Here is a 15,956-nt window from a genome sequence, read left to right on the forward strand (position 1 = left end):
TTAGATGATCTAAAATTAAAAAAAAGCCAACAGCCTAAGCCATTGGCAAGAAACCCTACGCAACCTTAACGGTCAATAATATTATTCGCAAATTCTTACTGCTTTATTCAAATTTCTAAGTTATTGTTATATAAAATGAAATTATTTCATATAATAATAAATGTTGCTTATAAAATATTGACTTTTTATTAATGTAATGTATACTTTATATCGGGAAGTTTAATATATCACAACTTTTAGTTTACCTTTAGTAAACTTTTTTTATAATTTTGTCTTAAATTCTTACCTATAATAAGGTAATGCACAATTCTTTTGACAAAATGAACTAAATAACATTATCGTACAAATCAGGAGGTATATTTTATGGAATTATGGTATTCAGAAAATCAAACAGACAATGTAAAATTCTCTATGAGAGTAAAGGAAACACTTTTTTCAAAAAAGAGTCCTTTCCAACAAATTGATGTAATAGATACATATGATTTTGGTAGAGTTTTAGTTATAGATGGTTGGACAATGATAACTGAAAAAGATGAATTCATCTATCACGAAATGATAACTCACGTTCCTATGACTGTTAATCCAAATATAAAAAATGTTTTAGTAATAGGTGCTGGTGATGGAGGAACTGTTAGAGAGCTTACTAGATTTCCATCCATTGAACATATAGATATGGTAGAACTAGATGAAGAAGTTGTAAATGCAGCATTTGAACATCTACCATTCACTTCTTCTAAATTGAAAGACGAAAAAGTTAGTCTTTATTTTGAAGATGGAATAAAATTTGTTGAAGGTCTAGAAAATAAATATGACCTTATAATAGTAGACTCTACTGATCCAATAGGTCCTGGAGAAGGATTATTTACAGTGGAATTCTATAAAAACTGCTATAAAGCATTAACTGAAAATGGAATATTAGTTAACCAAGGCGAAAGTCCTTATTATGATATGAACAGAAGAGAAATGAAAAGATCAAATAAGAAGCTTAAAGAAATCTTCCCTATTTGCGAAGTTTATCAATATGTTATTCCAACATATCCTTCTGGATATTGGTTCTTTGGCTTTGCTTCCAAGAAACTTCATCCAGTTAAAGACTACAACGAAGAATATTATAAGAGTCTTAACCTAAAAGACAGATACTATAATAGTGAGGTTCATAAAGCAGCTTTTGCTTTACCAAACTACGTTAAAGAATTATTAGAAGAATAAAAGAAAAGGATAAAACTTCTTTATGAAAGTTTTATCCTTTTAATTCTATAAGAATAATCTTGTTTCTATTCTTTTATCATAATTACTCCACTGCCCTTCAGGTATTCCTTCCGAAATAATATCTATTTTGTTCATAGTTGCATCTACATAATCCGCATAATGCACTACATAAGACTCTTCAGTTCTTGGTGCTACTGGAGATCCATATTCTAATTTACCATGATGCTGAACTATTATAGCTTTTATTCTTTCTTTATAGTCCTCTGAAAAGATATCCGGATTTTCAGAGAAAGCTCTCTCTATCATCGCAACTCCCATAACAATGTGACCTTCAAGGCTTCCACGCAATGTATATTTAAAAGGTCCATTATACTCCATTTCATAAACTTTACCTATATCATGCAGCTTTGCTCCAAGTATTGCTATCTCTTTATACCTACAATCATATCTATATGCTAAAGTTTTTGATAGATACATAACGTTTAATGTATGCTCAGCAAGTCCCCCTAGATAATTATGATGATTAAATACGCCTCCAATGGCATTTTTAAATTTTTCTATAAAATCTTCGTCTTTAAAAAAGTAATTATTTAATATTTTAGCTTCCTTTGATTTAAATTCTTCATTTGAGATTTCTTCTATTTCCCTCATTATATCTTCAATAGGTCTTTTAACACTTTGAAGGAAGTCCTTAATATCATATTTTTCTACAATCTTAAAATTATCTATCTTAAAGGGTTCAGCATATTGACCTTTTGTAAAAATCACATCTCCTTCCTTTATTTTTAGATCCTCACAGTTTATAATACACTTTATTTCTTTAGTATTATCACCTGCATAAGCCCAAATTAAAGGATTTTTAATATCTAATATTTTCTTTATCATTAAATTGATTTCTATTTTATCTCCCCAACAACAATCAACTAACTTTTTATTCTTCATAACACACACCTTCCTTACATAGTTTAGTATGCGTAAAAGTTTAAATTTAATGTTTCTTTAGTTCCAGTTTTAATCATTTTAGTACTCATTTCAATCTCTTTTCCTAAATAAAAAAAATAGTAACTAAAACTTCCTGTTACTATCTTTTCCCAAGCCAAATATCTAATTTTGCAAAACAGCATTAAAATCTAACTTTTTAGCTTTTAGCACTTTACTTATTCTCTCTTGTTCCATCTCTCTATAAATAGAGCTTCTTAAATCTAAAGCTGGCTTATAATCTTTCTTAATCATTAATATGCAATCAATTAATTCTAAAGCCCTGCTATACTCTTTTAAATCCTTATGACATAATACTCTAAGTAAATACGCATCTATATTTGTAGGCTTTGATATAGTTATATCCTTATAAATCTTGCAAGCTTCTCCATAATACTTATTTTCCTTATCCTTATTAAGCATTCTAAAGCTTAAAGCCCTATAGTAATATGCAGACATTAAACTAGAATCTTTAGAATCTTCTTCCTTAACTAGAACCTCAGAATTTTTAATAAGCTTATCATACTGTTTTGTGCTTAAATAATGGTTCATAATATAATATCTAGCTTCACGATCAACATTATCCCCTTCATAGGATATTGCTTTTTCTAAATATTTTATTGTATTATTAACATCATTTTCTTCAGCATATACCTTAGCTTTCTCAAAATTCAAATTTCTTAAATCTTCAGTTGAAGCTTCTGCCTTTTTATTTTTATTAAGCTTATATAATACATTTTCATAATCCTTTAGCTTAGTATCAATAGCTATTTTATCCTGCTTTAACTTCTCATTTTCAGGGAATAACTTCATTGCATAATCAATTACTTCTTTTGCTTCGAAGTATTTCTTTTTAATACAATGAACTTTAAATTTAATATGATATCCTTCCACTATTAATGGGTATTTTCTATTAAACTCATCTAAATCTTTAATAGCTGCATCATAATTTTCATATTTTATAAAGCCACAAATCTTCTTTAATCTATATTCCACATTTAATTTTTCTTCTTCTAGTTTACTTAATTCCTTATTCATTTGCTCCTCCTTATTATAATTACAGATAATTAATGATTTTCCACACATATAGTTATCACTTATAGCTGTCTTATAACTTATCCTTTAAACTTAACACCGATATAATTTCTTATATTATATAATATTTAAATCCAACTTTCCTTCTTATATCCATTTTTGTGACTAAAGTCCTTTAATGTTAAGACTAAGGTCCTAATTTAATTAGGACTTTAGGTATATGAACACGCAAAAAAAGCTGCGCTAATAAAAAAATATCTATTAACACAGCTCTTTCCCGCAGATTAAAGTAATAATTTTAGATTTTTCTCTAAAAGAACTCCTTCCTTTGTAGGATAATCATACTTTGAACTTTCCACTATACAAGAACTAACAAAATAATGAGCACATAATGCTGAATCATATAAGTTTAACCCATTTATCATTTTACCAATTAATACAGAAGTAAATATATCACCAGTGCCTGGATAGGACTTTTCTGACTTTTCCTTATAAAAAACATTAAAATCTTCTCCATTAAAAATTCCTATTCCCAAATGATTTTTAATATAAGATGGAATACTAGTTATTACTATTTTTTTAGCTCCAATCTTCAGTAGCTTCTTATAGATTCTTATAAGTTTTTCTTCTGTAAATTCTTCATTATAATCTTCTCCAGTTAAAAAACACGCTTCAGTGTAATTGGGTGTTATTATATCGCTAAAAGGAATTAACTTTTTAATGCTATTTACATATTCCATAGTAAAATTAGAATAACAAAGTCCTCCGTCACCAAATATAGGATCTAATACAACATTTGTTCCTTTATTTTCATTAATAAAATCAATTGATGATTTTATTGCATCTTCGCTGCCTAAGTAACCTACAAATAAAGTATCAAATGTAATTCCAATTTTTTTATAATGATTATTACATCCATCAATAAACCTAGGTAACTTTATCACTTCTGGCACCCCAAATCCACCAGTATGTGTAGAAAGGATCATAGTTGGTATTGGACACACTTCAACGCCCATTACACTTAAAACAGGTATTATATTAGTCAAAGCAGCTTTTCCAACTACACTTAAATCATGTATTACTGCTACTCTCTTTACTGGTTTCATACTATTTACTCCTCTTTCTTCTTTTAAAAAATTTATTGATTGCTTTATTAAATTATATCATATAAAAAACAAACTACACCTTAGAGATATTCCAAGGTGTAGTTTATTAATTTAATCCTTACACTATTAACTAAGTATCCAGTATTAACTTATATAATTTAAGTGCATATCTATGGCTTACCCTCTAGATTATATTAGCTTTGTTGAAATGCCTTAGAAACTTCTAAATCAGCATTTTCAAGAACTTGTCCAGCTGATTGCATTTGTTGAGCAACCCCTTGTATTATTGGTGGGAACTTTTGCATAAATGAACTGTATAATTCATTAAAGCTTGCTATGAAACTACTTTGAGCAGCACCTTCCCAGTTACCTGTTACTTCATCAATTTTTGACTTTAAAGCTGATAATTCAGATTCAATAGTACTTGCCTTATCATTTGTGAAGCTAGCTCCATCATATAATTCTTGAGGTGTAATTCTAATTTGTGACATTTTTAATTCCTCCATTTTATTTATAATTTTTTTATTTATTTAACCTTTTTAGGTCTCTCCTTCGGAATGTCTTCCGTATTTTCATTATATAATAAACAAAAACCAAATTCCCTAAAAATTCTAATTTTGTGACTATAGTCCTGTCATTTATGGACTATGGTCCTATTTTCAATATAACTATGGTCCTATTCTTCGCTTTTCGGTAAAAAAAGACCATAGTCATATCATTTTTGACTATGGTTCAATCATTATATATAAGTTATTTACTCATTTTTCACTGCCTTTATCTTAACCACTTCACCTTCTTCAAGGATATAACAATCTCCGACAGTAATTTTCTTCTTAAAGTTTCTAACAACATTCATATTCATATCAAATAATTTACTATTTTCTAAATCCTCAAATAAGAATGCTTTTCTATTTTCCTTAATCATCTTAAGAATTTCTGTTGATGCAAAAGAAACCGGTGAATTTTCTACATTATTGAATATGAAGCATACTTTTAGATTTCTATATTGCTTAGTGATCTTCTTAAACATATCCATTGCTTCTTTATTAGTTCCAATATTGACTAAAGCATCATTATTATTAACTACAACAAGTAATAATGGCATTTTCTCTAGGACTTCCTTACCTGATTCACTAACAGCATCATAACGTTCTTCAAGTTTATCATGAACATCCTCTATTACCTCTTCAAAGTTATCATATAGAACAGAATAACTTGAAGTATATCCATAGTCCTCCATAAAGCTAAGATCTTTTTCTATATTATCAATAACCATAGCCTCTACTGGACTACTATATATATTCTTTTGTAGATTTTCCATGATATTACGTAGTAAAGTCTTCTTTCCTCTTCCTTCTTTACCAACTGTACAGAAGAATCCTACCTTTTCCAAATCTATAGTTTCTATTTCAATATTATTGTAGTTTAATCCTACTGGAATCTCGTATTTACTAAAGGATCTATCACTATAATTATCTTCAATATATTCCATTGTTAATAGCTTTGGTATTTCAGGAATTATTCTAGCACCCTTTCCTGAATACTTTTTATTAATTTCTTCTATGAAATTCTTCATATCCTGAACTCTATCAATTTCCTTTTCACCATAGAAAGCAAGATAATTTTGATATTCATAGATATTTTTATCTATAGAAATTATAGCTCTACCTGGAACATTTTTAGGTTGCATTCTGCATTTATCAAATAATACTCCATATTCACTTGAATCATTACAATATAATGCTATTCTTCTACCAAAGTTAGTCATATATTTATAACTGATTCCATTAGTTTGTGAATTAGCAAATATTACAGTTACACCAACTGCTGTACCTTCTCTAACTATATTTAATAGTTCTTCATCTCTATCTGGATATAATTCTTTAAATGCTATAAAGTTATCTAATGCTATAATAATATGTGGTAAATCCTTATAACCTGCTTCTCTATATGAAGCAAAAGAACTTATTCCAAGACTTGATAATATCTCTTTACGTCTTGCTATCTCTTGAATTATCATCTTCGTGAATGTCTTAAGCTTTTCATCCTCTGAAGATGTTATTACCCCTCCAACATGTTTTAATGTTTCAAAGTTCTTAAGTATCATAGAAGCAAAGTCTATAATGTAGAAATTCACTTCTTCTGGTGAGTATTTTTCTGCTACCCCTCTAATTATAGTTTGAAGAATGCTTGTCTTACCAAATTGTGATGAGCCTATTATAATCATATTTCCTTCAAGCAAGTTTAATATTACAGGTGCTTGCAATTGTCTTGTTGGATCATCAAACATACCTATTGGAACTTCTGTAGTTATATCATTCTTTTCTATATCTTCTATGTCACTTAAGTAAATAAGTTCTGGTAAAGGCGGAAGACATATTCCTGGCAATCTCTTTATATTCTTTTCAGCACAATACTCATTAACATATTCAACTATAGCTTCTAGTTGACTTTCACTGTTTTCTCCACTTTTCTTCTTTTCTTGCTTAAATACAGTATTTCTCTTACCCCATAAGGAAACTTCATTTACTTCAAACTCTTTAAAACTTCCCATATCATCATTTACGGCTGATGCTCCACTATATGCTGATTGGAATAATTCAAATATTTCATTATTACCAACTTGTAAGTATGCTCTACCAGGTTCCTTTATTTCTGCAGCTAATGGTGATTTTAATACTTCCTTTGAATCCTGTTGATTTTGAACTTTTAAGCATAGCTTAAACTTTGAGTTACTCCAAATTTGTTCATCAACTACTCCTGAAGGTTTTTGTGTTGCAAGGATAAGGTGGACTCCTAAACTTCTACCTATTCTAGCTGCACTAATAAGTTCTTTCATAAATTCTGGTTGATCGCTTTTAAGTTCTGCAAATTCATCTACTATTAATATTAAATGTGGAAGTGGATAACTAGCTTCTCCTGCCTTAAACTTTTTAATATAAGCATCTATATGATTAACTTCAGCTTCAGCAAAAAGTTCTTGTCTCTTTCTAAGTTCTGCCTTTATAGATAAAAGTGAACGCGTTATTTCTCTACCATCAATATTAGTAATAGCTCCAACTAGATGTGGCAAATCCTTAAATTGATTAACCATACCTCCACCCTTAAAGTCAATTATTACAAACCCAACTTCATATGGATGGAAAAGTGTGGCCATAGATAATATATAACTTTGCAAGATCTCACTTTTACCAGAACCTGTTGTACCTGCCACAAGTCCATGAGGCCCGTGATGTTTTTCATTTAAATCTAGATATACAACTTCTTTACTAGCCTTAACACCAAGAGGTGCTGCCATACTCTTATAAACAACAGATTCTCTCCATCTCTTTTCTATGTCAATTTCATCAACACTTAACACCCCTAAAAGTTCATAAAGAGATATATTTTTTGTTAGTTGTCCTTCTAGAGTAACTTCATCTACATAAACAGGAGCTATCTTTAAAGCTAAAGATTCTAATAAATTTTCTGCTACTTCATTAAAATTGAATTGAAGATTATCTTCCCCATTTATACTGCTTAATACAACTGCGCTATTTGCATTGTCTTTTAGCCTTATTATTTCATCACAGCCCTTAGGTAATAATTCTTCATGTTCTTCTAAAAATACAAAGGTTACACCATATTCTTTAGAAGATTCAATAAACTTTGAAATAGGGTGATTTTTTATCCCCTTATTATCTAAAACAAATATTATAAAATTCTCTTTAAATTCTTTTTTCTTATCTTCTCTTCTCTTTCCTAGTTCGATATATAAATATTCAAATAATAAATTCTTACTTTCATCATCACAGATTATATTTCTTATGCCAAGATCATCATTTTCCACATGTCTTAACCATCTAAGCCAGCTAAACCTTGCCTTTTCATCTTCCCTAATCATATAGAAAAGTTTAACATCTTTATAAAATTGCCTTCCTACTATATCAAATGTAATGTTTTTTAATATCTTATACAAACTTTCATATTGACCTACTATTCCTAATGCATTTATTTCTGGAAGTTTAGCTACTATTGGTCTATTATCTATATACTTATATTTTTCTTCTATTTGCTCAGGCATACTAACTAAATCATCTTCAAGATTCTTAAATTCAAGTGGCGTTACTTTAACCTTACAATTAGCCGCTTGCCTTCCAGTACCTAATCTCAAATTCAAATAATCTTCGTCTCTTCTATCCCTATCAAAAAGATCTTTCTTAAATCCTTTTATGTTATCAAGATTTTCTTCAATAGGTTTATATATTTTATTTAATACTTCAAGTTCTTTTTCTCTGCATTTTCTAATTGCTTGTTCTTTTTCTTTTAAATATTCTAGATATTTTTCTCTACGTTCTTTTTTATTCTTTCTATATTCTTTTCCATTTGATATAGCTGTTACAATTGACATAATTACACCTACAGACATAGTAGCAACGCTATATAAAACAAAGGCGCCACCACCCCCCATCATTCCTCTTAAAACAACTGTTATCCCCATCATAGCTAATGCTGGAATTAGAGCTAAAAGTATGCTTCTCTTTTGCTCCTTTGCTAGCTGCTCTGGAGGTAAAATCTCTATTTGATTATCTAGTTCCTTATATTTAATCCTAGTACTCCTATTAAATTTAGGATACTCCATACTATTTATTATCTTTTCATCTACATAATTCAAGGCCTTTATATGCATTCTCTCATCTTTATCTGTATAAAGTTTATGATCTTTCAAATAAAAATAATGTCCAACTATAATAAAGAAATCATAATTATTTAATTTTTTCTTTTCTTTTATCTTCTCTGTATTTATGTAAACTCCATACTTAGTATTATTATCTTTAAGATAGTATTCCCCATTTTCACAAGACAAGGTAACAGTTCCTTGTTTATAAAGGGAGTCATCTATAAAAATATGATTATCTTCGCTGCCACCGATAGTTAATTTTTTTACATCTGTTAAATCAATTATTCTATCATAGTTTTTTGTTACACTATCAAAGTCAATAAAGAAATTTAATTTAAAAAGTTCTCCATTATAATTTTGATATTTTACTATTATTTCATCACCATGTTCAAGTTCTTTATTATATAATTTCATAACACCATCTAAAGTAAAATAGACAGAATTACTACAATTTAATTGCCATCCTTTAGCTGTTTTTACTAGTTCAAATTCAAAACTTTCAAAAAACCTTTCTTTCTTAAATCTAACTTGACAGCCTCTATTTGTTCCAACCTTTATTATATTGCTATCATTGGTAGCAAGTACATGTTCCCTATATATACCTTTACCAGAAATGACTATCTTATATTTATTGTCCAAAATTATCTCTCTCCTCACCTGTAATGTTTATAATCGATCCATTTCTAATCTTAAAATCTTCTAAGGTTCTATTTCCCTTAAGGAGAGCTATTGGATTTTCTGATTTTAGATATACTTCCATCATATTATCTGTATTTATTCCTAAGTTATAGGCTTTATTTAGTGCTATAACTAAATCATTAGCAGTTATATCTAAAGGAACTTCTATATCAACTTTCTTATTTCTCTTATGTATATATAATCTAATTATTGCTTTGTTCATATCTAATTCCTCCTAGCTTATCATATATGCAAGCTTATTAAAGTGAACATTATTTGCTAAAAATTGAACTGTAATATTTTCTTGATTAAAATACTCGATATATTCAACTATGTTACATTTATTTAGAAATTCATCTTTAATTAAATAATTCTCTTTACTTTCAAGGTATTTATTACATATAAATATAAATTTATTTTCATTTGAACAATCTATATTAAATAAAAGAGAATTAAGCTTTATAGCCTCTTCACGCCCTTGCCCAGCTAAAATTATAACCTTATCACTATTACTCATTAACATTGATTTTTCTGCTGTAAGGTCCGAAGAAGTATCTACTATAATATAGTCATACTTCCCAGAAGACTTGATTTTATCAATTAGAAATTCATAATCTGAAAGCTTTATGTTAATAGATGAAAGTGCTTGTCTGAAGGGTAATAAGTAATCAAAAATATTATTATCAATAACACTTTCTAAGCTATCTAGTATATTTTCTTCTCTTGAAATCATCAGTTTATCAAAGCCATTTTGACAATATCTCTCATCTTTCGTAAAATAAAAACTTTGTAAACTTTCTGTACTTATATAGAGAACCTTTCTATTTACTCCTGTAAGTGCTGCTGCAAGTCCAATGCCAACTGTTGTTTTTCCACTCCCGCCAGCTGGTGAATATACCATAAACACTTTGGTATCTTCTATTTTATTTAATAACTCCATTGATTTAGTAACACTGTTATTCATTATGTCACTATACAATTTCTTAACACTTTTATATTTATAAATTCTATGGATATTAAGGTTTTCAGTGCTTCCTTCACCTTCATTCTCCATTAAAATAAATGTATTTCCTATATTATGTTTTTCAAACTCATCTGTATATAAGTTTTCATTAATGACTAATACATCGACCTTTTTAGGTGAACTAAAATACTCCTTCAAATATTCTTTATCTGAAATAACTATAATATCCACTTTATCTTCTAGTTCTTCTATAAATTTCAACTCAATTGGCATCAAATATTTTTCATCTAAGTCAACTAACATAATTGATAGTTTATTCATCCTAATCCCCCCTAAAATCTACATTTCCATAACCATAAAATCTATATTGGCAATGGTAACCTTATCTCCATAACTTATTTTAGTAGCTACATCTCTTCTAAGTCTCCTTGAATTAACAAAAGTTCCATTAGAACTACCCACATCCTGAATATAATACGAATCATTTCTATTTATAACCTTACAATGTCTTCTGCTTACTGCCTTATTAAACCCTATAAACCCATCAACTAAATCTTTACTTGCTCCTATAAGATACTCATCTCTGTCTACTATGAAACTTATTGGCACTGGAGTATTAATCCCCTTTAAAACCAAACTTCCACCATTATCATTTTTATCATATAATAATGAAGTTTCTTCATCATATATTTCCTCTGAAACAGCTGATGTCTGGTTATTTATATAATTACCCATAGGCGTTTGAGGTTCCATAGGAGGAGCCATATTCATAATTGGTTGTTCAACTGCTTGGTTAAAGTTATTATTACTTTGCTGAAAATTCCCATTACCTTCTTGAAAATTAAGATTGGCTTGCTGAAAATTAATATTACCTTGTTGTTGATTAATTGAATTGATTGAATTATTCTGATACTCTTCAACAGATCTGTTTTGCATGTTCATGTTCTGCATATTCATATTACTTGTTTTTTCTTTCTTTTTAGAAAATAGCTTTTCGAAAACTGCAAAAGGTGATTTTTTCTTTTTAACATTAGGATTTATATTAATAGAAATTTGACTAATCTCTTCATTTCTACCTCTGTTATTTAATTCCTTTAAAACAAATTCTAATGGTTTTGAACTCAATAAGTTATTCCTTAAAATATTTATATTTTGCCCTTGCAGATTTCTATTAATATTCATAAGTTGAACTATGTTATTTTTTAATTCACTTACAAAAGTCTCTTCTGACTTATCTCCATAATAACTTAATGGAAGATATATCATATAAACATTTAAATTGTTTATATCTACAAATATACTGCTCATACTAGAATCTATATTTTTATATTCCATAAATCCATTTTCTTTAACACCATTTACAATGGATAATAGTCTTGATATTACTGTAAAAAAACTATCTAAAGACATTTCTTTAGATAATGTAAAAAGATCTCTATATCCTGAAATATCATATACTAATTTTAATTTTCCATTATGTGATACCTTTACACACTTAATAAACCCATTGGTATCTTCATTTCTTAATACCTTATATCCAACATCTGAAAAAATATTTCTATCATCCAACGTATAGTTAATACTTGAGTTATCTCTATATTCACTAAACATGTTCCTCATTCTATCCCTCCTAGATATACTTTTTTCCGTATATATCAAAATTATAAACCGTTTTTTGTTCCTTTTCCTCAATAAGGGCAAAAAAGTGACCATAGTCCTAAGATTTTAAGACTATGGTCCTATAAGCTTATACCAAAAAATAGCTTTATAAACACATTATAATTAATAAATACTTCTCAATATCCAGTAAACATCATATTCCTTCTGAAGTTTTATTCTATTTTCATCACCTTCAGGTAATTTATTGATAGCATCTTGTGCTGGTTTAAATTTGTCTATATTCCAATGATCCTTGTGAAGAATTTCCATAGCTTTATTGGCATTTTCTAAATTTATTCTATAAGTTTCATCTGTACTTTCTTTATCTTGTAACGAAACATTATCCTTAACAGTTATACTTATATCTTCCAGTGCATGAACAGTAATAGCTTTAGAAAATATTAAATTGTACCCAATTACAAATGTAGTTGTAACAGCTAGTAAACTTCCAATCATTTTTGTTTTTTGTGCTTTAATTCCCATTTTTCTCCCCCTCTAATTTGTATATTTTTACATAATAAGTATATACCTTCTAAAATCCTTAAACAAGCTTTTTGACATAACAAAAAAAAAGATATAACAATTAAATTTGTTATACCCTTTTACAAATATGAATTTACTCTTCAAAGATAAGGCCTTCCTTTAATACTCCTTTATCCATTGAAAAAATTCTATCTGCTACTTTCTTAGCAAATTCCATATCATGAGTTATTATAAGATTAGACATACCTTTAAGATTTAAACTTTTAATTAGCTTTCCCACCTCATCAGTTAAACTTGGATCTAATGCTGATGTCGGTTCATCAAAACACATTAGTTTTGGCTCTAACGCTAACGCTCTACCAATTGCAACTCTTTGCTTTTGTCCTCCTGATAATTCAAACGGATAATTATTTTCCTTATCACTAAGACCTAAAAATCCTAAAATTTCTCTGGAATTTTCTATAGCCTTTTCTTTAGATACTCCAAAGACCCTTTGAGGAGCTTCAATAAGATTTTCTAAAACACTCATATGAGGAAAAAGATTATACCCTTGAAAAACCATTCCGACATCTCTTCTTATATCTTTAAGCCCATTTTTATCTACATATTTTCCTTCATAACATAACTTTTTACCATTTATCTCAATTGTCCCTTTATCCGCTTTTTCTAAGGCATTAACACATCTTAACAATGTTGTTTTACCTCCACCAGATGGACCTACTATAACTAAAGTCTCTCCAGCTTTTACAGTTAAATCAACACCCTTTAAGACCTCAGTATTTTTAAAACTTTTTCTAAGCCCAGTTATCTTTAACATAGTCTTTCCTCCTACTCGTAATAGCTATATTTTTCTTCTACTTTAGAAAGCAACTTAGTAAATATAGCTATAAGTAATAAATAAACAACACCTACTAATAGCAAAGGAAGCAATGAAGAAAGTTTATTAGAAGCTGCTTTTGCAATTTTAAGAAGTTCATCCAGTCCTACTACATATACTAAGGAGGTATCCTTAACTAAAGTAATTATCTCATTTGCCACTGGTGGTATTATTCTCTTAAAAGCTTGAGGTAATATTATTCTAAGGAAAGTGTCCTTTGAAGATAAACCTAAAACTTCTGCTCCTTCATATTGTCCTTTATCTATTGAAAGTATTCCACCTCTAAAGATTTCACCAAAATATGCAGCATAATTAAGTACAAAAGCTACTAGTGCCGCTGGAAATCTTTCTATATTTATACCTAATAGAGGCAAACCAAAAAATATAAATACTAATTGTAAGAGAAGTGGGGTCCCCCTCATTATTAAAACATAAACTCCTGTTATGCTTTTTATTATTTTCACCTTAGAAATTCTTCCTAATGAAACTACTATTCCAAGTGGAATAGAAAGAATTAAAGTAAGTACAAATACCTTTAAAGTCATTATTAAACCTTCAAGTAATTGTGGCATTAACTCCACTGTCGTATTCATTGATTGATTAATAAATTCAATTATCGTGTTCATATAGGGACATCCACCTTCCAGTACTTTAAAAATTACTTTTGTATTATATCTTCACCAAACCATTTTTTAGAGATTTCTGAAGCTGTTCCGTCTGCTACTACTTCTTCATATGCCTTATTAAACGCATCTAAGAATTCTTTATCGCCTTTTCTGATACCTACAGCGTATTCTTCATCACCAAAATCATCACTTAAAACTTTATATTTAGTTTCACCTTTAAGATTTATATAATATCTTGAAAGAATTTCATCTGCAACTACTGCATCACTTCTACCAGCTTCTAAATCTCTTAGCGCTTCATCATTAGTTGAAAATGTAACTAACTCTTTAAAGTTATCTTTGTAATCACCTATTGCATCAATTGCACTTGATTGATCTTGAGCTGCTACCTTTTTCCCTTTTAAGTCTTCTTTTGAACTTATATTAGAATTGGCTAAAGTAATAATTACTTGTCTATTTTTTAAGTATGATTTAGAAAAATCAACTTCTTTCTTTCTATCTTCAGTAACTGAATAACCATTCCAGATTAAATCTATATTTCCATTCTTAAGTTCTGATTCTTTCATTGTCCAATCTATAGGTTGAAAAGTAATCTTTTTATTTAACTTTTTGCCTACAGCTTCAGATAACTCAATATCAAAACCTGTGTAATTTCCATCATTGCCTTTAAATCCCATTGGTACAAAAGTATCATCAAAACCTAATACTATTTCGTCTTTATCTAAAGTTTTTATTTTATTCTTATCACTCCCACAAGCAACCATGCCTATAGCTAGTGTTCCAATCATTGTTATGATTAATCCTTTTTTAAATAAGTTTTTTAAGTTCATTTTTGCCACCCCTTAAATATGCTTTATGTTTCTTACTTATTTAATACTTTATCATACTAAAGCGCTAAATGCAATAAAAATTTTGTGAGTTTTAAGGAGAATGGTAAATATGTGGCATGTTAATAATATGTGATATTAAATCAGAAAGAAAAAATCCAAGTCTATTTAAATACATCTCATGTTAATAGTTAATATAGATATGGTAAGAGTGGCAGGAGTAACAAGATTATTTAAATACATCTCATGTTAATAGTTAATTGGCATGAAAGATAGCTATATAGTCGTTAGAGATAAATTTAAATACATCTCATGTTAATAGTTAATGATAAGCATAATAGAATTGTTGTTGGATTACCTTATTTAAATACATCTCATGTTAATAGTTAATTTAAACTAGTATCAATTTCATAAATAGTAACTGGTATTTAAATACATCTCATGTTAATAGTTAATGGTCCCCAAATTCCTTTTATAAGTCCTAATGCCCCATTTAAATACATCTCATGTTAATAGTTAATCAATGTAGAATTATATATGCTACAGATAAGAAAGAAATTTAAATACATCTCATGTTAATGGTTAATCGGTGTAGCTGATAAACTAAGAGAAGCTTTTAAAAGATTTAAATACATCTCATGTTAATGGTTAATTTCTTCTTTACTCAAATGTTTACTCATAGTTTCAACATTTAAATACATCTCATGTTAATGGTTAATTGCAATATTAAGAATTAATGGCAAAGTTTCACCAGAATTTAAATACATCTCATGTTAATGGTTAATGCTAGAAAATTCTATATTCTTATAATACTACAATCAATCACCAGGCTGCAATAATCTCATTCTATCTCC

The 15,956-nt window shown here is 28.6% G+C and carries 13 protein-coding genes and 1 CRISPR repeat array; of the genes, 1 reads left to right on the top strand and 12 read right to left on the bottom strand.

Going from position 1 to position 15,956, the window contains the following annotated elements; genetic code table 11:
- The first annotated feature begins 363 nt into the window (after positions 1-363).
- The gene (speE, locus tag FAY47_RS04865; protein WP_143315313.1) at positions 364-1,209 is read left to right on the top strand and encodes a polyamine aminopropyltransferase; all 846 of its coding nucleotides are present in this window, start codon (positions 364-366) and stop codon (positions 1,207-1,209) included.
- A 45-nt stretch (positions 1,210-1,254) separates the two neighbouring features.
- On the opposite strand, the gene FAY47_RS04870 is transcribed toward speE, so the two are convergent.
- The 12 genes from FAY47_RS04870 to FAY47_RS04925 all read right to left on the bottom strand — a co-directional run bounded on the left by FAY47_RS04870 (position 1,255) and on the right by FAY47_RS04925 (position 15,105).
- A complete protein-coding gene (locus tag FAY47_RS04870; RefSeq protein WP_143315314.1) occupies positions 1,255-2,151 on the bottom strand; it encodes an HD domain-containing protein in 897 nt (298 codons plus the stop codon).
- Positions 2,152-2,313: 162 nt separating this feature from the next.
- The gene (locus FAY47_RS04875; RefSeq protein WP_143315315.1) at positions 2,314-3,225 is read right to left on the bottom strand and encodes a hypothetical protein; all 912 of its coding nucleotides are present in this window, start codon (positions 3,223-3,225) and stop codon (positions 2,314-2,316) included.
- A 281-nt stretch (positions 3,226-3,506) separates the two neighbouring features.
- Positions 3,507-4,328, bottom strand: coding sequence for a pyridoxamine kinase (locus tag FAY47_RS04880; protein WP_143315316.1), 822 nt, complete (start codon positions 4,326-4,328; stop codon positions 3,507-3,509).
- Between the two features lie 194 nt (positions 4,329-4,522).
- Positions 4,523-4,819 carry a WXG100 family type VII secretion target gene (locus FAY47_RS04885; protein ID WP_185966722.1) on the bottom strand — a complete coding sequence of 99 codons (297 nt, stop codon included), beginning with the start codon at positions 4,817-4,819 and terminating at the stop codon, positions 4,523-4,525.
- A 263-nt stretch (positions 4,820-5,082) separates the two neighbouring features.
- The gene (gene essC / locus FAY47_RS04890; RefSeq protein WP_143315318.1) at positions 5,083-9,627 is read right to left on the bottom strand and encodes a type VII secretion protein EssC; all 4,545 of its coding nucleotides are present in this window, start codon (positions 9,625-9,627) and stop codon (positions 5,083-5,085) included.
- The gene (locus tag FAY47_RS04895) at positions 9,617-9,889 is read right to left on the bottom strand and encodes an EsaB/YukD family protein (protein ID WP_143315319.1); all 273 of its coding nucleotides are present in this window, start codon (positions 9,887-9,889) and stop codon (positions 9,617-9,619) included. Before FAY47_RS04895 ends, essC begins: the two co-directional genes overlap by 11 nt.
- A 12-nt stretch (positions 9,890-9,901) precedes the next feature.
- The gene (locus FAY47_RS04900; protein ID WP_143315320.1) at positions 9,902-10,951 is read right to left on the bottom strand and encodes an AAA family ATPase; all 1,050 of its coding nucleotides are present in this window, start codon (positions 10,949-10,951) and stop codon (positions 9,902-9,904) included.
- A gap of 18 nt (positions 10,952-10,969) precedes the next feature.
- The gene (locus FAY47_RS04905) at positions 10,970-12,250 is read right to left on the bottom strand and encodes an FHA domain-containing protein (protein WP_185966723.1); all 1,281 of its coding nucleotides are present in this window, start codon (positions 12,248-12,250) and stop codon (positions 10,970-10,972) included.
- Between the two features lie 162 nt (positions 12,251-12,412).
- Positions 12,413-12,772 carry a hypothetical protein gene (locus FAY47_RS04910; RefSeq protein ID WP_143315322.1) on the bottom strand — a complete coding sequence of 120 codons (360 nt, stop codon included), beginning with the start codon at positions 12,770-12,772 and terminating at the stop codon, positions 12,413-12,415.
- 133 nt (positions 12,773-12,905) lie between these two features.
- The gene (locus FAY47_RS04915) at positions 12,906-13,589 is read right to left on the bottom strand and encodes an amino acid ABC transporter ATP-binding protein (protein ID WP_143315323.1); all 684 of its coding nucleotides are present in this window, start codon (positions 13,587-13,589) and stop codon (positions 12,906-12,908) included.
- Between the two features lie 11 nt (positions 13,590-13,600).
- Positions 13,601-14,242 (bottom strand): amino acid ABC transporter permease, encoded by a 642-nt coding sequence (locus FAY47_RS04920; protein ID WP_143315381.1) that lies wholly within the window; start codon positions 14,240-14,242, stop codon positions 13,601-13,603.
- 65 nt (positions 14,243-14,307) lie between these two features.
- Positions 14,308-15,105: an amino acid ABC transporter substrate-binding protein gene (locus tag FAY47_RS04925; protein WP_143315324.1), complete on the bottom strand. Its 798-nt coding sequence runs from the start codon at positions 15,103-15,105 to the stop codon at positions 14,308-14,310.
- A gap of 101 nt (positions 15,106-15,206) precedes the next feature.
- A CRISPR array of direct repeats spans positions 15,207-15,887; the repeat unit is 23 nt; unit sequence ATTTAAATACATCTCATGTTAAT.
- Positions 15,888-15,956: the final 69 nt, after the last annotated feature.

This window comes from Clostridium sp. HBUAS56017, assembly GCF_007115085.1.
In the GTDB taxonomy this organism is placed as follows: domain Bacteria; phylum Bacillota; class Clostridia; order Clostridiales; family Clostridiaceae; genus Clostridium; species Clostridium cibarium.

Excerpts from the sequence above, each read along its gene's own strand:
- speE (WP_143315313.1), top strand. The coding sequence starts at position 364 with ATGGAATTATGGTATTCAGAAAATCAAACAGACAATGTAAAATTCTCT.
- FAY47_RS04905 (WP_185966723.1), bottom strand. The coding sequence starts at position 12,250 with ATGAGGAACATGTTTAGTGAATATAGAGATAACTCAAGTATTAACTAT.
- FAY47_RS04920 (WP_143315381.1), bottom strand. The coding sequence starts at position 14,242 with ATGAATACGACAGTGGAGTTAATGCCACAATTACTTGAAGGTTTAATA.
- FAY47_RS04870 (WP_143315314.1), bottom strand. The coding sequence starts at position 2,151 with ATGAAGAATAAAAAGTTAGTTGATTGTTGTTGGGGAGATAAAATAGAA.
- FAY47_RS04895 (WP_143315319.1), bottom strand. The coding sequence starts at position 9,889 with ATGAACAAAGCAATAATTAGATTATATATACATAAGAGAAATAAGAAA.
- FAY47_RS04900 (WP_143315320.1), bottom strand. The coding sequence starts at position 10,951 with ATGAATAAACTATCAATTATGTTAGTTGACTTAGATGAAAAATATTTG.
- FAY47_RS04925 (WP_143315324.1), bottom strand. The coding sequence starts at position 15,105 with ATGAACTTAAAAAACTTATTTAAAAAAGGATTAATCATAACAATGATT.
- FAY47_RS04910 (WP_143315322.1), bottom strand. The coding sequence starts at position 12,772 with ATGGGAATTAAAGCACAAAAAACAAAAATGATTGGAAGTTTACTAGCT.
- FAY47_RS04885 (WP_185966722.1), bottom strand. The coding sequence starts at position 4,819 with ATGTCACAAATTAGAATTACACCTCAAGAATTATATGATGGAGCTAGC.
- FAY47_RS04915 (WP_143315323.1), bottom strand. The coding sequence starts at position 13,589 with ATGTTAAAGATAACTGGGCTTAGAAAAAGTTTTAAAAATACTGAGGTC.
- FAY47_RS04875 (WP_143315315.1), bottom strand. The coding sequence starts at position 3,225 with ATGAATAAGGAATTAAGTAAACTAGAAGAAGAAAAATTAAATGTGGAA.
- FAY47_RS04880 (WP_143315316.1), bottom strand. The coding sequence starts at position 4,328 with ATGAAACCAGTAAAGAGAGTAGCAGTAATACATGATTTAAGTGTAGTT.